General features: G+C 69.7%; 20 protein-coding genes. 9 read left to right on the top strand and 11 right to left on the bottom strand.

Going from position 1 to position 21,081, the window contains the following annotated elements:
• Nucleotides 1-4: 4 nt before the first annotated feature.
• Together ACWGR4_RS15830 and ACWGR4_RS15825 are read right to left on the bottom strand one after the other, a co-directional pair.
• Nucleotides 5-1,588, bottom strand: a complete 1,584-nt coding sequence (locus tag ACWGR4_RS15830; protein ID WP_452131098.1) for a polyamine aminopropyltransferase — start codon at nt 1,586-1,588, stop codon at nt 5-7.
• Nucleotides 1,589-1,695: 107 nt separating this feature from the next.
• Nucleotides 1,696-2,202 carry a DUF2617 family protein gene (locus ACWGR4_RS15825; protein WP_452131097.1) on the bottom strand — a complete coding sequence of 169 codons (507 nt, stop codon included), beginning with the start codon at nt 2,200-2,202 and terminating at the stop codon, nt 1,696-1,698.
• Nucleotides 2,203-2,432: 230 nt separating this feature from the next.
• Between ACWGR4_RS15825 and ACWGR4_RS15820 the strand changes: the two genes are divergently transcribed.
• Nucleotides 2,433-3,584: a pyridoxal phosphate-dependent aminotransferase gene (locus tag ACWGR4_RS15820; protein ID WP_452131096.1), complete on the top strand. Its 1,152-nt coding sequence runs from the start codon at nt 2,433-2,435 to the stop codon at nt 3,582-3,584.
• A 74-nt stretch (nt 3,585-3,658) separates the two neighbouring features.
• Here ACWGR4_RS15820 and ACWGR4_RS15815 read toward each other — a convergent pair whose 3' ends face one another.
• The 4 genes from ACWGR4_RS15815 to ACWGR4_RS15800 form a co-directional block, all read right to left on the bottom strand.
• A complete protein-coding gene (locus tag ACWGR4_RS15815) occupies nt 3,659-4,150 on the bottom strand; it encodes a type III secretion system chaperone family protein (RefSeq protein WP_380003431.1) in 492 nt (163 codons plus the stop codon).
• A gap of 83 nt (nt 4,151-4,233) precedes the next feature.
• Nucleotides 4,234-5,322 carry an RNA ligase (ATP) gene (locus ACWGR4_RS15810; RefSeq protein WP_452131095.1) on the bottom strand — a complete coding sequence of 363 codons (1,089 nt, stop codon included), beginning with the start codon at nt 5,320-5,322 and terminating at the stop codon, nt 4,234-4,236.
• 1,893 nt (nt 5,323-7,215) lie between these two features.
• On the bottom strand, nt 7,216-7,335 hold the full coding sequence (locus ACWGR4_RS15805) for a DUF397 domain-containing protein (protein ID WP_380003429.1): 120 nt from the start codon (nt 7,333-7,335) through the stop codon (nt 7,216-7,218).
• On the bottom strand, nt 7,295-8,212 hold the full coding sequence (locus ACWGR4_RS15800) for a helix-turn-helix domain-containing protein (RefSeq protein ID WP_452131094.1): 918 nt from the start codon (nt 8,210-8,212) through the stop codon (nt 7,295-7,297). Before ACWGR4_RS15800 ends, ACWGR4_RS15805 begins: the two co-directional genes overlap by 41 nt.
• Nucleotides 8,213-8,474: 262 nt before the next feature.
• On the opposite strand from ACWGR4_RS15800, the gene ACWGR4_RS15795 reads away from it, so the two are divergent.
• Nucleotides 8,475-8,756 carry a hypothetical protein gene (locus tag ACWGR4_RS15795; RefSeq protein ID WP_452131093.1) on the top strand — a complete coding sequence of 94 codons (282 nt, stop codon included), beginning with the start codon at nt 8,475-8,477 and terminating at the stop codon, nt 8,754-8,756.
• A gap of 190 nt (nt 8,757-8,946) precedes the next feature.
• A complete protein-coding gene (locus ACWGR4_RS15790) occupies nt 8,947-9,285 on the top strand; it encodes a hypothetical protein (protein ID WP_452131092.1) in 339 nt (112 codons plus the stop codon).
• Between the two features lie 235 nt (nt 9,286-9,520).
• Here the strand turns inward: ACWGR4_RS15790 and ACWGR4_RS15785 are convergent, their stop codons facing one another.
• Nucleotides 9,521-9,904: a hypothetical protein gene (locus tag ACWGR4_RS15785; protein WP_439676026.1), complete on the bottom strand. Its 384-nt coding sequence runs from the start codon at nt 9,902-9,904 to the stop codon at nt 9,521-9,523.
• A 153-nt stretch (nt 9,905-10,057) separates the two neighbouring features.
• Here ACWGR4_RS15785 and ACWGR4_RS15780 point away from each other — a divergent pair, with 153 nt between their 5' ends.
• Nucleotides 10,058-10,420, top strand: coding sequence for a cupin domain-containing protein (locus ACWGR4_RS15780; RefSeq protein ID WP_439676025.1), 363 nt, complete (start codon nt 10,058-10,060; stop codon nt 10,418-10,420).
• 48 nt (nt 10,421-10,468) lie between these two features.
• Here ACWGR4_RS15780 and ACWGR4_RS15775 read toward each other — a convergent pair whose 3' ends face one another.
• The 4 genes from ACWGR4_RS15775 to ACWGR4_RS15760 all read right to left on the bottom strand — a co-directional run bounded on the left by ACWGR4_RS15775 (nt 10,469) and on the right by ACWGR4_RS15760 (nt 14,396).
• A complete protein-coding gene (locus ACWGR4_RS15775; protein ID WP_452131091.1) occupies nt 10,469-11,419 on the bottom strand; it encodes a hypothetical protein in 951 nt (316 codons plus the stop codon).
• Between the two features lies 1 nt (nt 11,420).
• Nucleotides 11,421-12,272: a hypothetical protein gene (locus tag ACWGR4_RS15770; protein ID WP_452131090.1), complete on the bottom strand. Its 852-nt coding sequence runs from the start codon at nt 12,270-12,272 to the stop codon at nt 11,421-11,423.
• A gap of 103 nt (nt 12,273-12,375) precedes the next feature.
• Nucleotides 12,376-13,344, bottom strand: a complete 969-nt coding sequence (locus ACWGR4_RS15765; protein WP_452131089.1) for a hypothetical protein — start codon at nt 13,342-13,344, stop codon at nt 12,376-12,378.
• On the bottom strand, nt 13,341-14,396 hold the full coding sequence (locus ACWGR4_RS15760) for a hypothetical protein (RefSeq protein ID WP_452131088.1): 1,056 nt from the start codon (nt 14,394-14,396) through the stop codon (nt 13,341-13,343). Before ACWGR4_RS15760 ends, ACWGR4_RS15765 begins: the two co-directional genes overlap by 4 nt.
• A gap of 348 nt (nt 14,397-14,744) precedes the next feature.
• Here ACWGR4_RS15760 and dnaK point away from each other — a divergent pair, with 348 nt between their 5' ends.
• From dnaK to ACWGR4_RS15735, 5 genes are all read left to right on the top strand, one after another.
• Nucleotides 14,745-16,592: a molecular chaperone DnaK gene (gene dnaK / locus ACWGR4_RS15755; protein ID WP_126636603.1), complete on the top strand. Its 1,848-nt coding sequence runs from the start codon at nt 14,745-14,747 to the stop codon at nt 16,590-16,592.
• Nucleotides 16,589-17,182: a nucleotide exchange factor GrpE gene (grpE, locus tag ACWGR4_RS15750; protein WP_380003416.1), complete on the top strand. Its 594-nt coding sequence runs from the start codon at nt 16,589-16,591 to the stop codon at nt 17,180-17,182. The genes dnaK and grpE overlap by 4 nt, the downstream gene beginning before the upstream one ends.
• 121 nt (nt 17,183-17,303) lie before the next feature.
• Nucleotides 17,304-18,476: a molecular chaperone DnaJ gene (gene dnaJ, locus ACWGR4_RS15745; protein WP_380003415.1), complete on the top strand. Its 1,173-nt coding sequence runs from the start codon at nt 17,304-17,306 to the stop codon at nt 18,474-18,476.
• A gap of 1 nt (nt 18,477) precedes the next feature.
• Nucleotides 18,478-18,948 (top strand): heat shock protein transcriptional repressor HspR, encoded by a 471-nt coding sequence (locus tag ACWGR4_RS15740; protein ID WP_380003414.1) that lies wholly within the window; start codon nt 18,478-18,480, stop codon nt 18,946-18,948.
• Nucleotides 18,949-19,087: 139 nt separating this feature from the next.
• Nucleotides 19,088-20,911 carry a TIGR03767 family metallophosphoesterase gene (locus ACWGR4_RS15735; RefSeq protein ID WP_452131087.1) on the top strand — a complete coding sequence of 608 codons (1,824 nt, stop codon included), beginning with the start codon at nt 19,088-19,090 and terminating at the stop codon, nt 20,909-20,911.
• Nucleotides 20,912-21,081: the final 170 nt, after the last annotated feature.

Raw genomic sequence — 21,081 nt, 5'->3', positions numbered from 1 at the left:
CGGGCTACTCGCGGGCGTAGTCGGCGATGCGCGGGTCGTTCAGGGTGGACGGCGGCACCTCCACCCGTGCCTCGTGCGGCGGGAACGAACTCGCGAGGGCGGGACGGTCGGCGGCCAGGAACGGTACGACCGCCGGGTCCGGCGCGTCGTCGGCCGGCCGCAACGCGGCCCCGGGCACGAGCGCGGGCGCGGGCGCGGCGAGCAGGAAGCCGCGATCGGCCGGGCCCGGCACGGTGATCCGATAGGGCAGCGTGCGCAGCCCCGCGGCGCGCAGGCCCGCGTCGACGCACCAGAACGCTCGGCGGTGCGCATCGGGCGCGGGCGCGCGCACCACGATCCGGCCCGCCGGGCGCAGCACGGTGCGGGTCAGGCCGTAGAACTCCTGGGTGTACAGGCGCGCGGCGGCGCCGATGGTGGGCCCGGGCAGGTCGGCGACCACCACGTCGAAGCGCTCGGCGCTCGCCCGTACCCACGCGAAGGCGTCCGCGCCGACCACGCGCACCCGGGGGTCGGCGAACGCGTCGCCGGCGAGGGCGCGCAGGGCGGGATCGGTGCGGGCGGGCGCGGTCTCGCCGAGGTGTGCGACCACGACCACCACGTCGCGCACCGCCGCGTAGCGCAGCACCTCGCGCAGGGCCAGCCCGTCTCCCCCGCCGAGCACGAGCACCCGTTCGTGCCGGCCGGCCATCGCCGGGTGCACCAGCGCCTGGGCGGTCTCGCTCGCCCCCGTGGCCGCCACCCGGCGCTCGCCGGCCACGTACATCTCGGGGCCGGCGGCGGTGTGGGTGACCACCACGTCCTCGTGGGCGGACACCACGTCACCGTCGTAGAGGGCGTCGCGCGCGGCCCGTTCGAAGGCGGGCGTGTACAGCCAGGTGCCGGCGAGCAGTGCGAGTACGGCGCCCACCGCGGCGTACATGCCCATCCGTAGGCGCGCCGGCAGGTCGGCCCGGAACAGCCACAACACCACGAGCGCGCCGGCGATCGCGTTGACCATGCCCGCGAGCACCACGGTGCGCAGTTGGCCCAGGCGCGGCAGCAGCAGGAACGGGAAGAGCAGGCCGCCGACCAGCGCGCCCACGTAGTCGGCCGCGAACAGGTCGGCCACCGCGCTGCCCGCCTCCTGCGGCCGGATCCGCTGGACGAGCGTCATCAACAGCGGGATCTCGGCGCCGATCAGCAGCCCGAGCACGGCCGCGACGGCGATCATCGGCCAGCGGTAGACGTCGTACCAGGCGAACCCGGCGAACAGCACGGTCGCGCACATCCCGCCGCACGCGGCGAGCAGGATCTCGGCGGCCAGGAACGCCGGTGCCGCGCGGCGCACGAACGGCTTGGCGACGAGCGCGCCGACACCCATTGCGAAGACCATCACCGACAACACGATCGAGGTCTCCACCACCGGATCGCCGCCCAGCGTGCCGCCGAGCGCGGCCAGCGCGAGTTCGTAGACCAGGCCGCAGGCCGCGCAGACGAGGACGGCGAGCAGGACCACGAATCGCGCGGGCCCGGGGGCGATCGTGGTGGAGGGGGGCCGGGCGGCCGACGCGCGCACGATCGTGGCGGCACGCGGCGCTGGGGAGTTCACCCCGAGCACGCTAGGCGCGCAGCGCGCGGGGGTCGCCGAACGCGCCGACGGTTCACCCGATCCGACTACGCGGTGCGGGTGCGCGCGCCGGGCCCGCGCGTGCGGCCTCACATGGCGCGGCTCCGGGTGCTCACGATCCGGCATTCCTGCGGGTACGTGTGCCACGTGGACCAGACCGCGCCCGCCCCGCAGCGCTCCACCACCATGGCGGTGACCGCGTACGGCAGGCCCGGATACTCGCCGATCAGGCCGTAGCGGTGCCCGGTGGCCAGCGCGACGATCTCGCGCACCCGGGCCGCGAACGCGCTGTCGCCGAGTTGCTGGGTCAGTGCGGTGAACTCGTACTCCCACCGACCGAGCCGGGTCGCGGCCCGGGCGGGCAGCGGGGTGGCCGCGCCCGGCACGCACGCGACCGTCTCGGACACCGGCTCGCCCCCGCCCGGCTCGGGGCCGATCAGCACCTGGTGCGAGGCGCCGAGCAGGCGCAGGTCCAGCTTCAGTCCTCCGAGGTCGACGTCGCGCGTGGCCAACGCGGGAAGCGGCGGCAGACCCAGGCACCAGCCGAGGGCGTCCGCACGGGTGTCGGTGTACGTGGTGGTGAGTGTGGCGTGCATGTCTCGCGCTCATCTGTCCGGGCAACGGGAACACCCTCGGGAGGCTCCCGGGGCGACAATCGGCTGCAAACCAGGGGACATGACTCACCGTAGGCGCCCGAAGGCACACCGTCGTCACCCACGAAGGTGAAAGGCAATCACACGAACGGGTGAAGGGCACCCTGTGAGCACCGGGGTGTCGCAGGCGAGGATGGGCCCGAAGAGCCGACCCTCGCGAAGGAGCCGTACGGATGAACCGACCCCTGTTGGCCAGACACCTGGACGGCCTCGGCACGACGATCTTCGCCGAGATGTCCGCCCTCGCGCGCACCACCGGCGCGATCAACCTCGGCCAGGGTTTCCCCGACACCGACGGCCCGGCGGAGGTGATCGAGGCGGCCGTCGCGGCGATGCGTGACGGGGCGAACCAATACCCGCCGGGCGACGGCATCGCGGATCTACGGCTGGCCGTGGCGGAGCACCGGCAGCGCTTCTACGACCAGACGTTCGACCCGGACGGCGAGGTGCTGATCACCACCGGCGCCACCGAGGCGATCGCCGCCGCGCTGCTCGCGCTGCTCGAACCGGGCGACGAGGTGATCGCGCTCGAACCGTTCTACGACTCGTACGCGGCCTGCATCGCGATGGCCGGCGCCCGCCGGGTGGGCGTCACCCTGCGCCCCCCGCACTTTCGTCCGGACCTCGACGAGCTGCGCGCGGCGGTCACCGACCGCACCCGGGTGATCATGCTCAACACCCCGCACAACCCGACCGGCACGGTGCTCACCCGGGCCGAGCTGGAGGCGATCGCCGCCGTCGCGATCGAGCACGACCTGATCGTGGTCACCGACGAGGTGTACGAACACCTGGTCTACACCGGCGAGCACATCCCGATCTCGACCCTGCCGGGCATGCGCGAGCGCACCGTCACCATCTCGTCGGCGGGCAAGACGTTCTCGTTCACCGGCTGGAAGGTCGGCTGGGTGTGCGCGCCGAGGGAGCTGATCGCGGCGGTGCGTACGACCAAGCAGTTCCTGACCTACACCTCGGGCGCCCCGTTCCAACCCGCGATCGCACACGCGCTGCGCCTGCCGGACACGTACTTCGACGGGCTGCGCGAGGACCTGCGGCACAAGCGCGACCTGCTCGGCGGCGGACTGCGGGCGGCCGGACTGACCGTCTACGAGCCGCAGGGCACCTACTTCACCACCACCGACATCACCCCGCTCGGCTACGCCGACGGCCTCGACTTCTGCCGCAAGCTGCCCGAACTGCGCGGCGTGGTCGCGATCCCCGAGGTGGTCTTCTTCGACAACACGGAGGTGGGCCGCCCCCTGGTCCGCTTCGCCTTCTGCAAGCGCGTCGAGGTCCTGGAGGAAGCCGCCAAGCGGCTCGCCGGCTGAGTCCCGGCCGGCGGATCGCGGGGGGCGGTTGCGTGTGGGGGTCGGTCTGCGGCCCCCACACGCGCGGGTTCCGCCTATGCCTCGCCGTCGGTCGCCGGCTTGTCCTCGGGGCCGTACTGCTCGGTGATCCAGTTCGCGAACGAGATGCACGTGCTGATCCACGCGCGCGTGGTGAACACGAACAGCTCGCGGTTGATCCCCGGCTCGCAGTCGAGCTGGGCCTCGCCGATCAGCCGCAGCTGTCCCTCGTGCTCGTGCGTGTAGACCTTGGGCCAGAAGAACTGGCGGTGCCACTCGTCCAGCAGTTCCAGCATCCGCGGCCGGTCGGCCGGGTCGAACGCACGGTCCAGGAACATCCGGACCGTGAAGATCTCCTGCTTGTCTCCGCGCAGCATGAAGTAGACGCGGAAGCCATCCCAGGGCGCACAGATGTCGCCCTCGTCGTCGGTGAAATGGTTCACCTGGAGTTCGTCGAGGACCTGGTTGATCAGGTCCGCCGACGGCTTGACGACCGGCGCGGCCGGAACGAAGGTCGACCTCGGAAGCGAGGACGGGTCGATGCTCATGAAGGATCCTCTCCAGACGTATCGACGCCATCCTCTCTCATTCGGCCCAGGGCGGTGGGTCTCCAGGGGGCCCGAGGGTGCGCTCATTCGTACTCCGTGCCGCCCTTGCGCATCAGGTACGACGCGGAGACGATCTTGCCGATCGCGCGCCCCCCGACCACGGCGCTGTACCGCTCGCGTGCCGGGCGCACCACCAGGCCCTCGCGCAGGTGCGCGGCGGTGCCCGAGACGGTCTCCCGGCCCTCGGCCAGGGCCAGCAGTTCGGCCTCGTCGTAGGGCCCGGCGTAGAGGGTCGGCACCATCGGCGGCGCGGTCGTGAGGTCGGCGAGCAGGTCGGCCAACTCTTCGGCGTCGACGTGCCGTACCGCGCCGCTCTCGTCCGCGAGCGCGATGTCGAACACCGCGTAGCCGGGCAGCTCGGACCGCCCCTGCGCGCCGTAGCCCAGGTCCTGCACGCCCTGCCCGAACACCTCGCCGAACACGCCCACCCGGGCCGCGCCGAACCGCGCGGCCACCTCCGCGGCGACCTCGGGCAGCCGGTGCGCGAGCACGCTGCGCCAGTAGAGGTTGTGCTCGTCCCGGACCAGCGCCTGCGACCGGGCACCGAAGCCCTTGGAGGAGACGAAGCTCTCGCCGGTGTGAGTGAGGTAGGTGTAGAGGCAGGCCGTGCCGTGGATCTTCTCGGTGGCCACCACCGGCTCGCCGGCCGTGAACAGGTCCGGGTAGCGCCGGATGTTCTCCATGTCGACCCACGGCAGCAGATCGGGCGCGGCCACGATGTCGCCGCTCATGTGCACGGGGATGGGCGGCACCCATTTGACGATGCCGAGCAGCTCGGCGAAGTCCTTGCCGTCGGCGAGCGCGGCATCGAGGTCGAGGTCGGCCAGCGCGGCCGGCCGACAGACGATGCCCTGCGACAACTCGCCACGCAGCCGGATGGCCCGCACCCGGTTCTCGGCCGAGCCGGCGAGCTTCCCGGTGAGCCCGAGTTCCTCGACGAGGCCGCCGGGCAACACCGCCTGCTCCGGGATGTAGAGCGCCACATCGCCGGTGACGTAGGCCCCCTTGGCGACGACGGCCCGGTACAACCCGACTTGGGCCAGCTCCAACGCATCGGCATTCGGGTGCGGATGCACCACCAACCGCTCGACCGTGACCTTGAGCCCGGACATGGCTGCCCCCTTCCCCGTGACCGCCGAGACGGCGGCCGCTTCCCCGTCGCCTCTACGGTCCCAAGGGGCTGGGGAGGTGGCCAACGATTTACGGGTGGAGTGGGTGGGGTGGGATGGGGTGGGGTGGGGTGGAGTTGGGTTGGGTTGGGTTGGGGAGGGAGCGGAGCGTGAGGTAGGTACTCGGGGCCGGGTCTGCTGGGGGCTTCCCGAGTGGGTCGGGTGCTCCCGGCGAGCGTTGCGCCTTTGGCTGCGGGTGGCCGGTCCGGGGCCGGTCAGAGTCGGTGGTGGGCCGCCGCCAGCGTGCGGGGCTCTGAGGCGGAGGGCTCCCGACGAGACGGGCGCATTGCTCAGTGGGAAAAGCGGCCGGCAGCAGCGGGCAGGGAGGGACTCGGATCGGATCTGCTGAGGGGCCTTTCCGAGTGGGTCGGTTGCTCCCGGCGGGCGTGCGCCTTTGGTTGCGGGTGGCCTGGTGCGGGGCCGGTCAGAGTCGGTGGTGGGCCGCCGCCAGCGTGCGGGGCTCCAAGACCGAAGCTCCCGACGAGACGGGTGTGTTGCTCAGCGGAAAACCGGCCGGCAGCAGCGGGGAGGGTGGGTGGTCGGGTCAGGTCCTCCGGGGAGGCTTCGCGGGTGGGTCGGGCGCTTTCGGCGAGAGTCGCGTCTTGGTCGGCTGCGCGGGGCCGGTCAGAGTCGAGGGTGGGCCGCCGCCGGCGTGCGGGGCTCCGAGGCGCGGGGTTCCCGACGAGATGACGGCGTTGCTCGGCGGGAAAGGCGGCTGGCAGCGGCGGGCAGGGTGACGGGTCGGATTGCGCGCGCTGAGGGGCCTTCCCGGTGGGTTGGGGTGTTTCGGGGGCATTTGGAGAGAGTTGGGGTGCGAAACCGGATCTCGGTGGGTGGTGGGGGGCTTCGGGTCTCGGTGACCTGCGGTTTTGTGGGGTTGGGTTGGAAAGTCGGGTGTCGAGTGCCGGATTCGTGTGCTCCGGCCCCCTCGACTCCCGCATGGAGACCGAAACCGCTCAGTCGGAGCCGATCCCGGGCGTTGCAGCGCCTCTCGGCGGCCGAAAGTGCCCTGTGGGCGTCGAAACCGGATCCCGAGGCGCGCGAGACGGCGGTCGCTTGCGCTGACCTGCGGTTTTCTCTCGCACGGAGGTTGCGGCACCCCACGGGATCCGATTTCGTGAACCTCCGTCACCCACATGCCCACCGCACCCCGAAAACACCCGGCCGCCCGACCCACTCGGGAAGTCTCCCCGGCAGACCCACCCGAGCGCCTCCCCGCCCGCCACTGCCGGCCGGTTTTCCGCCGACCAACGCACCCGCCTCGCCAGGAGCCCCGGTCTCAAAGCCCCGCACGCTGGCGGCGGCCCACCTCGACGACTCTGACCGACCCCGCACCAGCCCTCCGCAACCGAAAGCGCAACGCCCGCCGGGAACACCCAACCCACCCGCGAAGCCTCTCCGGCGAACGCGACCCGAGCCCCCACCCTCCCCGCCGCTGCCGGCCGCCTTTCCCGCCGAGCAACGCCGTCATCTCGTCGGGAACCCCGAGCCTCGGAGCCCCGCACGCCGGCGGCGACCCCGCTCGACGACTCTGACCGGCCCCGCGCAGCCGACCAAGACGCGAGTCTCACCGGAAGGCACCCGACCCACCCGCAAAGCCTCTCCGGAGGACTCGACCCGAGCACCCACCCTGCCCGCCGCTGCGGCCGCTTTTCCTGCCGAGCAACGCGCCGGTCTCGTTGGGAGCCCTGCGTCCCGGAGCCCCGCACGCCGGCGGCGGCCCATCACCGACTCTGACCGGCCCCGCACCAGCCACCCGCAACCAAAGGCGCAACCCCGGCAGAGGCAGCAGGAAGCCCCGCCGACCGACAACGGCCGACGGGGCGTCAGGTCGCGCTAACCGCGCAGCGCCTCTGTAAGTGCCGTCCACGAAGCCGTAGGGACGATGAGGTGACCCAGGCTTCGATCTTTGCTGTCACGAACCGGAACGGCGTCTTGGGATGTAGCGACTTCCACGCACTCCGCGCCTTGCTGGTTGCTGTAGCTGGAAGTTCGCCAACCGGTGGGGTGCACGATACATACCTTTCGCTACGGATCTGATCATCGCTTCGGACTCCCGAGCAGACAGGGCCGATGCCCGAAGTTGCTCGTAGGTTAGGCCAAACGCGTTCACCTCTGACCGCCCCTCCCAGAGTCGCCCATCGAATGCACTTTCGGTATACGCGTATCGGCTGCCGTCCACCGTCTGAACAAGTGTCAGAGAGCCACCCATGGCCGCGTGTTCACCCACGCAGAACGGCAAGACCTGGATCTTGGTACCTGCGTTCGCTTCCTCCAGCAGCCGGGCCATTTGGCCACGCATCACGGACTGACTGCCCGCACTCCGGGCCAGAACTGCTTCGTCGAGGATGACCCGGATACGAGGAGGGCTGTCGCCGCGCAGAATGCGCGCCTGACGGTCCAAACGTCGCGAGACACGATCCCGAAGCTCGTCGTCACTGGTCAGCGCTTGCCCAAGCCGGAGCGTGGCACGAGCGTATGCCTTTGTCTGAAGCAAGCCCGGCACGATCTGCGCGGCGTAGAAACGTAGGCCGATAGCCGCCTGCTCTCGATCCATGTACTCACGCACATAGTCGGGGACCAGCTCCCGCTGGCTCGCCTTCCACAGGTCCGTGAGCAGGTCATCGGCACCCAGCGCGGCATCCAGGCGCCACGCCTGTTCCCACGTCGGCGGACTGCCCGTGCGCCGTTCGATTTGGGTGATGCGCGTGGGGTGCACGTGGATCAAGGCCGCCAGTTGGGCTTGCGTAAGCCCGCGCAACTTACGCAGCTTCGCCACGCGCGCGGCGAACATATTTGCGGACGATTGTGTTGGGTCGATCGCTTCGGCCAAGTCGTTTAATCCCTCAAGATCATTTATTCCTGATTGCTGTGCAAATCAGGTTCTCGCCTGGCCGCATCGTAAGGCGGCGGGTTGATCGTGGGATAGACATTCCGTGTCCACAGAATGTGGCCGGATATCCACCCGCCGCAGCGCGAGAGGGACAGGCATGCCCATGACCGTGACGAGACAACGACCGCCCACAGAAGCCGACTTGCGGCGTCTCTTGGCGACGTCCGACGAGGTGCGCGTTCGGGACACGCGGAGCGGATACGTGGGCACGCTCTACCGCGTGGCCACCGGCTATGTCGTGGCGCTCACGGCCAACGGCAGCGCCTACACCATTTCCATGGCGCGCCTCGAAGTGGTCGACGAGACCGACATCGGACAACCCAACGCGGTCACGCGCGGCGTGCGCGGGCCCGGCGAGATCGTGGCGGCGCAACCGCTGCCGAACGAAGTGCGATTCCCCATGGCCCGGTTCGGACCGGATATCCAGTGGCGCATGCCCTCCGACAGCGTGCGGCCGACCGGCCAACCGGAAGCCACCCCCTGAACTGCCGTGCCGCCGAATCCATTTGGTCGTGGCTACCGGCGGTGCGGCTCCGAACCCTCTCCGCCCTCCCATGGCCGGTCGGCGGAGAGGGCCACAAGCGGTATCCAGTCAGCAGTCAACCGCCAGGGGCCGGCGCTCGCTCGCCAGTGATCCGCCGGCCCCCGGCCTCCCCCACCGAAGCGAGGTCGACATGAAACTACCGATCCCACCGCCGGACGAAACAACCCCGAGCGGCAGCGGCAGCGGCATCGGGGACAAGGTGAAGCACGCCGTGGACGCGCGCCGGCCCGAACAGCCGCCCGGCGTGGTCGTGCGGGTGGACGACGCCGGCCGGGTGACGGTCCAGCCGTTCGATGCGGCGCGAGCCGAGTGGACCGCCGACCCGGCGGATGTCGTGGCCGATGACGGGGTTTGGTTCCCGACAGACGGCGCCAGGCCCGATGATCTGATGCCGTTCCCCATGCCCCCTGGCGTGGTCACTCCCAGGACCCTTGGCGGGTTCCGGGTGCCGCGCCCGCCTGGCCGCTAGTCCAACTACATGAGGCCCCAACTCCCGTGCGCTGTCCGGGAGTTGTGGCCTCCTTCTGTCCTATCCGATGAGCTGAACAACCGTAACGACCAGTTCGCTGTTGGTGATTTGGTAGATCACGAACACGCTGCCGCACGTCACTTCGCGCCGGTCCTTGTCCCATGTCGGGGATGAGCCGCACCCGTACGGGTCCCCGGCAACGCGGGCCATTCCGTTGATCACGTCATGCTGTTGGCTACTCGTGAGCTTTCGGAGGTCCCTCTCGCAAGCGGGACTCCACCTGATCGAGTACTGCGGCACGGGGTACCCCCATGATCGTGTCGGCTTCCGCTTCCTCGTAGATCTCCTGCACCCAATCGTGAGTGCGTTCCCTGGCTTCCGGGATGGGCGTGTGCTTTTCGGCCCAGTGGTACAGCGCCAACGGCAGCTCCCGCGCCGGGGTGTCCTCAATGGCCTTGGTGAACGCGTCGTGCTCGTCTGCCGGCAGTGATGCCCGGATGCTCGCAATGGTCGCCGGAAGGGTGTATACGACGTCGTCCATCGAGGTGACGAACAATCGCCCTCCCTCGTTGTCGGGCCAACCGGCGTCGGTGTCGGTGCGTTCGGTGTGCTCGTCCATAGGCATCCTTCGCTGCGTCATGAATCAGCTACTCACAGTGTGCATTCCCGGGACATCCGGCGGAAGCCGCGGGTCGACGCGGTCGAGGCCGATTCCCCCGTCACCAGGCCGGGTCGTCGACGATTCGACGGCCTCCTGGGACAGGATGGGGCCATGCCGAAATTCATCGAGAAGCCGACCGTCGTCGAGGCGGCCGGGAACATTCCCAAGACCATTCGCGAGTTCGTGGGCCGGGTCAATACCGGCGACGAGGCGCTCAGCATCGCGCACATGACCAGCCCCGGCGGCTGGGAGGAACCGGGTCAGCGCCCCGAGTTCGACGAGTACACGGTGGTCCTGCGCGGCGTGCTCACCGTGGAGCACGAGGGCGGCACCCACGAGGTCGCGGCCGGCCAGGGCATCCACACCGCCGCCGGCGAATGGGTCCGCTACAGCACGCGGGGCGAAGAGGGCGCCGACTACATCGCCGTCTGCCTCCCCGGCTTCACCCCGAACACGGTGCACCGCGACGAGTAGACGCCGCCCGGCGGGTGGCGATGTCCGCGACCCGCCGGGCGCACGGGGTCAGATCTTGGCGGTGATCATGGGCAGCAGCTTCGGCAGGAGTTCACCCTGCCAGCCGCTCCACGGCTGGTCGGTGCCCTCCTTGCTGAGGGAACCCGAGGCATCGAGCTGGAGGTAGTACTGGCCCTTGCGCAGATACAGGCTGTTCACCGCGAAGTAGGCGTCCTCGGCGCCACCCGTGGTACCCAGAGCCTTGAAGTCGGTCTGGACCCGCTGGGCGCCGGTCTTGCTCAGATTCCAGTTGTAGTCGAGCTCCTTGGGAGCATCGATGTTGCGAATCTGGATGGTCAGCTTGATGACGTTGCTGTAGCCCCAGCCACGCTTGGTGTTCACCGTGTACTGACACGTCGTGCTGCGCAGCGCCGGTCCGCGGGAGGCGTAGGAACCGGACGCCTTGGCGGTGCCCTGTTGCTCCTGGGAGGTGACCTCGGGAATGACCTTGGCCAGCTCCTCCGGGGTGATCAGGTCGCACACGTCCGGCCACGTGGACATGTCGTTCGGCACCGGCGCGAACTTCCCCCCGGACTTCGGCGCCGGCGGGGCCGACGGACGCGAGGCCTCCTTCGACGGGGCCGTCGTCGGCGTGTTGTTCACCGCGTTCGGGTCGAAGCTCTCCAGCTTGCGCACGCTCTCCGTGGGCGGGAGCTTTACCGCCTCGTTCTTCTTGCCGTCCGTGCCGTTGATCAGCAGGGCCGCGACCACCGTTGCCGCGGTGCCGCCGGCGACGACGGCCACCCAGCTGAAGATCTGCTTGCGGCGGTTGGGGCGCGGCGGCTGGGGCGGGGGGTATCCGGGCGGGCCGTAGCCGGGCGGCGGGCCGTACTGCCCCGGAGGGGGGCCGTACTGGCCCGGCTGTCCGCCACCGTACCGGCCGGGCGGCGGGTAGCCGGGACCCTGCGGGCCGGGGCCGGGGTACTGGCCGGAGTTCGGGCTGTTGTACTGGCCGGTCATCTCAGTCGTCCGTCATCTTGATGTTGAGGACGCGCACGAGGGCAGGTCCGGCCTTCTTGGTCCAGGCGTCCCTCGTTTCGGGGCCGCCCGCCGAGTCCTTGGTGTCCGCCTTGACGTCGATCACCACGTAGTAGGCCGGCGAGTCCGGCTTCGTGCCCTGCTTGAACAGGTTCAGCTTCGTGGTGTCGTTGCGGAAGGCGCTCTGCACGAACAGCTTGTTGGCCAAATCCTCGAAGCCGGTGAACGGGGCCGCCTCGCTCTTCGCCTTCTCGTACATGTCCTTGACCGGGCCGGCGTCGCCGATCGCCTTGATGGTCATGGTGAGCTTGGCCGGCGTCGCGGGATCCGCGAGATTGGGCAGCTTGATGTTGACCGTGCACTCGTAGTTCTTGGGAATCTTGCCGGTCTTGCGGCCCTGACGCCCGCCCACGATGCTCGAGTCGGGGATCGCGTTCTGGATCTCCTTGTCGGAGAGCATGTCGCACGCGTCCGGCCAGGTGCCGGTGTCCCCGCTGGCCCGGAACTTGGCGCCGTCGCTGAAGGCGACGCCCGGCGGCGGGGTGTAGCCGTCGGGGAACGCGACCCCGTTCTCCGCCACCGGCTTGTCGCCCTTGTCGTTCTTCTTGTTGATCTCGTCGACGATGTACGACCCCGCCACCGTCGCCAGCACACCGCCCACGACCACGCCGATCCAGCCGAGCACGGGCTTGAGCTTGCTGCGGCGCGGCGGCTGGTGGGGCGGCATCGGGCCACCGGGGTACTGCTGCTGGTACATGCCGGGCTGACCGTACGGCTGCTGCTGATGCGGCCCGCCGCCGTACTGGTTCCCCCCGGGGTTCCCGATTCGTACCATCCCCGTGCTCCTCCTGATTACCTGATCCGACGCGCTGTTCCGATGCGCTGTCGCCGCTGCTGCCGTGCCGCGCGGACCGCGGTTACATCCGTTGCATCCGTGTCTACATCCGGGCCACGAGGTAGCCGATGAGCGTCGGCCCGTACTGCTTCACCCCGTCGTCGTCCGCGAGCTTCGCGCCGCCGGGACCGGTCAGCCCGGAGTGGACGTACAACTCCACGTAGTACGGCCCCTTGTAGAAGTAGATGTAGCTGTCGTCACGGAACGCGTCGTCGGTGCCCAGCTTGGTGCCCAGCTCCTCGAACTCGCCGAACGGCTTGCGTGCCCGGTTCTTCTTGGTGTCTCCGTAGTGGCCCTTCGCGATCGCCGGGGTGCTCACCTCGTGCAGTGTGAGCTCGATCTTGGCGTACGACGGATACTTCGGATTGTTCGGGTCCGGCACGGCCAGGTCGAAGTTGCACTGGTTGTCGGCCGCACCCGGGAAGTCGTACTTGACCGACACGGTCGTGTCCGGCTTCCTGGTCTTGACCGTGGCGCCCTTGATCACCTTCCCGATCTGCGCGTCGGACAGCATCTCGCACGCCTTCGGCCAGCTCTTGCCGTCGTTGGTCGCATTGAATCCTGGCCCGGCGTCGGCCGGCGGCGCTGCGGGGAAAACCATCGGGCGTTGTAGGGGCGCCGCGCTCTGGCCTCCGGGGCCGCCGCTCTTGCCGCCGCCGGAGCCTCCCGGCGCGACGGGACCGCCGGACGACTGCGGGCCGGTCTTCGCGGTGTCCTTCGAGTCGTCGTCCTTGTTCAGGAACAGGAAGCCGCCGACCCCGGCCGCGATCAGCACCAGCACGACCGCGATCCACAACACCGGCCGATTGCCCCCGCGTTGCGGCCCCTGCGGTCCGTACGGCTGTCCGGGCGGGCCGTAGCCGCCCTGCGGCTGGGGCGCGTACCCCTGCTGCTGCGGGAAGCCCTGCTGCCCGGGCGGGTATCCCGGGTGTTGCGGATACTGCCCGGGTTGGCCGTAACCGCCGCCGTGTTGCCCGTGTTGTTGCGGCTGCTGCTGCCATCCCCCGCTCACAGCTTCTGCCCGACGATCGCCGCCACGGTCGGCCCGTACTGGCGCGCCAACGTGTTGTTCTTGAGCGGGTTGCCCTGCGAGTCCTCGAGTTGGGCGGAGAGGATGATCCAGACCCGGAAGCCGTTCTTGGAGATCTGCACCGTGCGGTTGTCCCGGAACGCCCCGTCCACACCGATCTTGTCGGCCGGGATGTCGTCGTACTGATCGGGGAACTGCTTGGACGTGCGCTCCTGGCTGGTCTTCTCCTTCGCGAAGGACGCCTTCTCGTCGGCCAACGTCTTGTATCCGTACGAGGTGATGCTGATCGAGGCCGGGTAGTCCGAGGACTGGAGGTTCGGCAGGTCGAACGTGATCTCGCACTCGTTGTCGTTGACGTTGTTGCCGAACATGTTCGAGATGCGACCCATGCGGCTTTTGCGCTCACGGATAGTGGCGTCGGGGATGGCCGTCTTGATCTCTTCGTCCGTCAGCAGGTCGCAGGCCTTGGGCCAGGTCTTCGGATCGACCGTGATGCCGGTGATCTTCGGCCCGGAGATCGGCGGCAGCGCCGTCGGGATCTTCAGCTCGTTGGACATGTCGGCCTTCTTCGGCGCGACCGCCGCGCTGTTGCTCGGCGCGGCCGTCTTGCCGACCACGATCGGCGCCGGCTTGCTCGCCTCGGCCGCCGGGTCCTTCTTCTCGGTCGGGTCGTCGAAGCCGACCATGGCGACGATCACGGACGCGACGACGGCTCCGGTGATGCCGGCGATCCAGGTCCCGATCACCTTGCGGCTGCGCGCCCCCCGCGGCGGACGGCCGTTTGCGTCGAGCTGGATCGGGTTCTGCGCGTACTGCTGGTAGTGGCCGTACTCGCTGTACTGCGGGTACGGGTAACCGCCGGTCTCCTGGAAGCCGCCCGGCTGCCCCTGCTGCTGCGGATAACCTCCCGGCTGCTGCGGATAACCGTCCGGCGGCGGTGGGTAACCCCCCTGCGGCGGTCCGGACTGGCCCGGTTGGCCCGGCGGGCCGGGCGGCATCGGAGGTACGGGCGGATAGCCCTGACCATCGCTCATGGGGGTCCCCCTGGGATCTCGGATTTCGCCCGCCGTCGGCGCGGCAGGCAGCAGGCGCGCGAACATGCTGCCATGTGCACCCGGAGGCCGCAGAGGTCAAGGGTGTCGTTTGTGGCGACATTCACCTGAATAAGTCTCCCGAGGCGCACAACGTTTCGATGACGCCAAGCGTCCGAGCCGTTCGGCCGCGTGACATCGCGTGGACACGATCGATGCGCGGAACCCGCCCCTCACAGCCTCCGAGGCACTAAAGTTGAGCGAGGAATACTCAAGCGATTTGACCCGTTGAACCGGGCAGTTCATGCTTGAGTGACAAGCGCTCAACTCTTCCCGTGGAGGAACCGAATCATGGCACGTGCGGTCGGTATCGACCTCGGTACGACGAACTCCGTCGTCAGCGTTCTGGAAGGCGGCGAGTCGACCGTCATCACCAACGCGGAGGGGTCGCGGACCACACCGTCCGTGGTTGCCTTCGCGAAGAACGGTGAAGTCCTGGTCGGCGAGGTGGCCAAGCGCCAGGCCGTCACCAACGTCGACCGGACCATCCGGTCCGTCAAGCGCCACATGGGGACCACCTGGTCCGTGGCGATCGACGACAAGAAGTACACCGCGCAGGAGATCAGCTCCCGCATCCTGATGAAGCTCAAGCGCGACGCCGAGGCCTACCTGGGCGAGAAGGTCACCGACGCGGTCATCACCGTGCCGGCGTACTTCAACGACGCCGAGCGCCAGGCCACGAAGGAGGCCGGCGAGATCGCCGGTCTGAACGTGCTGCGCATCGTCAACGAGCCCACCGCGGCCGCGTTGGCGTACGGCCTGGACAAGGCCGACGAGCAGACCATCCTCGTCTTCGACCTCGGCGGCGGCACGTTCGACGTGTCGCTCCTGGAGATCGGCGACGGCGTGGTCGAGGTCAAGGCCACCAACGGCGACAACCACCTCGGTGGCGACGACTGGGACCAGCGGGTCATGGACCACCTGGTCAAGCAGTTCCAGAACGCCCACGGCGTGGACCTGTCCAAGGACAAGATGGCCCTCCAGCGCCTGCGCGAGGCGGCGGAGAAGGCCAAGATCGAGCTGTCCTCCTCGATGGAGACCTCGATCAACCTGCCCTACATCACCGCGTCGGCCGAGGGCCCGCTGCACCTGGACGAGAAGCTCACCCGGGCCCAGTTCCAGCAGCTGACCCAGGACCTGCTCGACCGCACCAAGGTGCCGTTCCAGAAGGTCATCGAGGACGCGGGCATCCCGCTCTCGGCGATCGACCACATCGTCCTGGTCGGCGGCTCGACCCGGATGCCGGCCGTCGCCGACGTCGTGCGCGAGCTGACCGGCGGCAAGGAGCCCAACAAGGGCGTCAACCCGGACGAGGTCGTGGCCGTCGGCGCCGCGCTCCAGGCCGGTGTGCTCAAGGGCGAGGTCAAGGACGTCCTGCTGCTCGACGTCACCCCGCTGTCCCTCGGTATCGAGACCAAGGGCGGCATCATGACCAAGCTGATCGAGCGCAACACCACGATCCCGACCAAGCGTTCGGAGATCTTCACCACGGCCGAGGACAACCAGCCGTCGGTGCAGATCCAGGTGTTCCAGGGTGAGCGCGAGATCGCCGCGTACAACAAGAAGCTCGGCATGTTCGAGCTGACCGGCCTGCCGCCGGCCCCGCGCGGGCTGCCGCAGATCGAGGTCACCTTCGACATCGACGCCAACGGCATCGTGCACGTGTCCGCGAAGGACCTGGGCACGGGCAAGGAGCAGTCGATGACCATCACCGGCGGCTCGGGCCTGCCGAAGGACGACATCGACCGCATGATGCGCGAGGCCGAGGCGCACGCGGAGGAGGACCACCAGCGTCGCGAGGCCGCGGAGACCCGCAACCAGGCCGAGCAACTGGTGTACACCACCGAGAAGTTCATCAAGGACAACAGCGACAAGGTCCCGGCCGACGTGAAGACCGAGGTCGAGACGTCGCTGACCGAGCTGAAGGACGCGCTCAAGGGCGAGGACCTGGCCGCCATCCGCGACGCCGCGGAGAAGGTCAGCACCACGAGCCAGAAGCTGGGCACCGCGATGTACGCGAACGCCCAGCCGGGCACCGAGGGCGCGGCCGGCGCGGGTGACGCCTCCGCCAACACCGCCGACGACGACGTCGTGGACGCCGAGATCGTCGACGAGGACCGCAAGGGCGGTGCTGCGTGACCGAAGGGAACGGCTCGAACCACGGCGCCGTCCCGGGCGACGCCCAAGAAACCGAGTCGAAGCCGGAAACCGGGACCGCCGCCACTGCGGCGGCCCCGGCCCCCGGGGCGGCCGAACTCGCCGAGCTGCGCAACCAACTCGGCGAGCGCACGGCCGACCTGCAGCGGCTTCAGGCGGAGTACGCGAACTACCGCAAGCGGGTCGAGCGGGACCGCAACGTGGCGGGCGAGTCGGCCGCCATCAAGGTGCTGAGCGAACTGCTGCCGGTGCTCGACGACATCGGTCGGGCCCGGGACCACGGCGAACTGGCGGGCGGCTTCAAGTCGGTCGCCGAGTCGCTGGAGTCGATCGTGGCCAAGATGGGGCTGCAGAGCTTCGGTTCGAAGGGCGACCCGTTCGACCCGACGGTGCACGAGGCGCTGCTGCACTCGTACGCGACCGATGTCACCGAACCCACGTGTGTGGAGATCCTGCAGCCCGGTTATCAAGTGGGCGAGCGGATCATCCGTCCGGCACGGGTGGCGGTCGCGGAACCCACGGCGGAGGCCGAGGGCGGTCCGGAGGAGTCGGGCGAAGCGGCCGGCAGCTGAACCGTCACCGGGAACGAGACGACGAGAAGCGGAGAGGAGGGACGCCGATGCGCGGGTGGTGTGAATCCGGAAACGGGCGCTCGGAGCACGAGGGCACCCCGACCCGATCGGCGAGGGGCGCATGAGTACGAAGGACTACCTGGAGAAGGACTACTACAAGGTGCTCGGCGTCCCCAAGGACGCCGGCACCGCCGAGATCAAGAAGGCGTATCGCAAGCTCGCCGTCGAGTTCCACCCGGACAAGAACAAGGGTGACACGAAGGCCGAGGAGCGCTTCAAGGAGATCTCGGAGGCCTACGACGTACTGGCCGACGACAAGCGGCGCAAGGAATACGACGAGGCCCGGACCCTGTTCGGCAGCGGCGGCGGCTTTCGCGGCACCGGCGGCGGACAGTCCGGCACCGGCGGCTTCCCGTTCGACCTCGGCGACATCTTCGGCGGCCAGCAGGGCGGCGCGGGCAACACCGGCGGTCTGGGCGACATCTTCGGCGGCCTGTTCGGCGGCGGTCGCCAGACCGGGCGCCAGCAGCCCCGGCGCGGTACCGACGTGGAATCCGAGGTCACCCTCGGCTTCGCCGACGCGGTCGACGGCGCGACCGTGCCGATCCGGCTGACCAGTTCGGAACCGTGTCGGCACTGCAACGGCACGGGCGCGGCCGCGGGCACCACCCCGCGGATGTGCCCGACCTGCGCGGGCTCCGGCAACGTCAGCCGGCCGCAGGGCGGTTTCGGCTTCTCCGAGCCGTGCCGCGACTGCAAGGGCCGCGGGCTGCTCGTGGACGACCCGTGCATCGTGTGCAACGGCAGTGGCCGGGCCAAGAGTTCGCGCACGATGCAGGTCCGAATCCCGGCCGGGGTCCAGGACGGGCAGCGCATCCGGCTCAAGGGCAAGGGCGCGCCCGGCGAGCGCGGCGGCCCGGCCGGCGACCTGTACGTCGTGGTGCACGTCAAGGCCCACGCCGTCTTCGGACGCAAGGGCGACAACCTCACGGTCACCGTGCCGGTCACCTTCCCGGAGGCCGCGCTCGGGGCGGACGTCACCGTACCCACGCTCGGCGGCATCCCGGTCACGCTCAAGCTCCCCGCGGGCACGGGCAACGGCCGCACGCTGCGGGTGCGCGGACGCGGGGCGGCACGCAAGGACGGCACTCGGGGCGACCTCCTGGTCACCATCGAGGTGACGGTCCCTCAGCAGCTGAACGACAAGGCGCGCGAAGCGCTGGAGGCGTTCCGCGAGGCGACCGTCGCGCACGATCCCCGAGCCGATCTGTTGGACGCGGCGAAGGGGGCATGACATGCGACCGGGCGGCTTGGGCGGTGGAGGTATCGGCGGTGGGCACGGCTTCGAGATCGACGAGACCTCTCCGGTCTACGTGATCTCGGTCGCCGCCCAGCTGTCCGGCCTGCACCCGCAGACGTTGCGACAGTACGACCGCCTCGGCCTGGTCTCGCCGGACCGTACGGCGGGCCGGGGGCGGCGCTATTCCGCCCGCGACATCGTGCAGTTGCGCGAGGTGCAGCGGCTCTCCCAGGAGGCCGGCATCAACCTCGCCGGGATCAAGCGGATCCTGGAGCTGGAGAACCAGGTGCTCGCGCTGCGCATGCGCGTGGCCGAGATGGAGCACGCGCTGCACGAGGCGACGGACGCGAGCGCCCGGCGCGAGGCGGCCGTACACGCGTCCTACCGGCGCGATCTGGTCCCGGTCCGGCCGCAGGCCGGCACCGCGCTCGTGGTGTGGAAGCCGCGGCGCGGGCGTTCGGACTGACGGCCGCGACGACGTCGAGGAGGCGGTACGGCCCCGGCCGTGCCCCCTCCTCGCCGTTTTTTGTGCGGTCTCGGCGCTTCTTCGACGCAGCCTCGACGCTTCCTTGATGCGGCTCGCTACGCGTCAGTAGGGTCGCCGCATGAAGCCGAATCGTCGGGACGTCCTGAAGTACTCGGCCGCGAGCGCGGCACTGCTCGGAGTGGCCGCGTGCTCCGACGACGACAAGGACAAGCCCGACGGGAAGTCGAGCGACGCACCCAAGTCGGGCGCGCCCAAGCCGGCCGGCGCGGCCGGCACCACGCTGGAGCGCACCCTCGTGCTCGGCCCGCCCGGACCGGGCGGCTACCGCAAGATCGTTGCCGGACCCGGTGAACCACACCTGCTGCGCAGCGAGTTGATGCCCGGCGGCAGCTCGGGCGATAAGGCGAAGCGACGCTCCCTGGTCGCGTTCACCCAGTTGACCGACATCCACATCCAGGATTCGCAGTCGACCGCGCGCGTGGACTTCCTCGACCGGCACAGCGACAAGGACCAGCCGTTCGCCAAGCTGCTGCCCTTCCAGTCGGCGTACCGCCCGCAGGAGGTGCTGACCGCGCAGATCGCCGAGGCGATGGTGCAGTCGCTCAACCGGATCGGCAAGGGTCCGGCCCTGGGCGCGCCGCTGGCCTTCACGATCTGCACCGGCGACAACACCGACAACATCCAGTTCAACGAGCTGCGCTGGTACATCGACGTGCTCGACGGCGGCAAGAAGGTCACGCCCGACTCGGGCGATCGCAACAGGTACGAGGGCCCGATGGACGCGGTGGCGTACCACGAGCGCTACTGGCACCCCGACGGCACGCCGCCCGGGCAGAAGGACGACGTGCCGCGCGCCCAGTACGGCTATCCCACCGTGCCGGGCCTGCTGGACGCGTGCCGGCGGCCGTTCGAGGCGACCGGCCTGAAGACCCCCTGGTACAGCGCCTACGGCAACCACGACGGCCTGGTCCAGGGCAACCTGCCGGTCAGCGAACTGCTGGGCAAGGTCGCGGTCGGCGACGAGAAGGTGCTCGACATATCCCCCGGGCAGACCGTGGCCGCGCTGGCCCTCGGACTGCAGAGCGGCAAGCCCGACGCGCTGGCCGCGCTGCTGGCCGGCTCCAAGCGCAAGGTCACCGCCGACCCGGATCGTCGCCTCGTCGACCGCGCGGAGACGATCAAGGAGCACTTCAACACCACCGGCCTGCCCAAGGGCCACGGCTTCACCCAGCAGAACCTGGACACCAGGACCGCGTACTACACCTTCGACCAGGGCCCGGTGCGCTGCCTGGTCCTGGACACGGTGAACTCGTACGGCTCGGACTCGGGATGCCTGGACCCGACCCAGTTCGCCTGGCTGGAGGACCAGCTGGTCAAGGGCAGTTCGAGCCATCTCGACGAGCAGGGCAAGGTCGTCCAGGGCACCGGTCAGGACAAGCTGTTCGTGCTGTTCAGCCACCACACCATCGAGACGATGACCAACAAGACCGTGCCGGCCGGGGAGCCCGCGCGGATCCTGGGGCCGCAGGTGCAGGCGCTGCTGCTGCGGTTCCCGAACGTGGTGTTGTGGGTCAACGGGCACACCCACGACAACTACGTGAAGCCCTACCCGCGACCGGCGGGCAGCGCGGTCCCCGGCGGGTTCTGGGAGGTCAACACCGCGTCGCACATCGACTGGCCCTCCCAGTCGCGGATCGTGGAGATCGCCGACAACACGAACGGGACCCTGTCCATCTTCGGCACGATCATCGACTCGGCCGGCCCGGAATCACACGGCAACAAACTCGACTCCCCCCTGGCCCTGGCCGCCCTGGCCCGCGAACTCGCCGGCAACGACTGGCAGGAGCGAGACCGCCCCGACCCGAAGGTCGACGGCCGCCGAGGCCGCCTGGAGGACCGCAACGTGGAACTCCTGGTCCCGGCCCCGGCGTGGCTCAAGTAGCCGGAAGCACAACCCGCCGGACAGGCCGATCCCACCCCGGGGCCATCTCCGGCCCGAGCCGATTCCGGCCCTCTCCAACCCGAGCCGATTCCAGCCCGTCCGGCGTTTGAGGACAAGCAGGCCGCAGGCCGGCCGGCCCGGGCCCGGGCCGATCACAGCCCGTCCGGCGC

The sequence above is a fragment of the Embleya sp. NPDC055664 genome, from assembly GCF_053618075.1.
The sequence above is the reverse complement of the archived record's forward strand: the minus strand, read 5'-3'. Positions and strand labels throughout refer to the sequence as shown.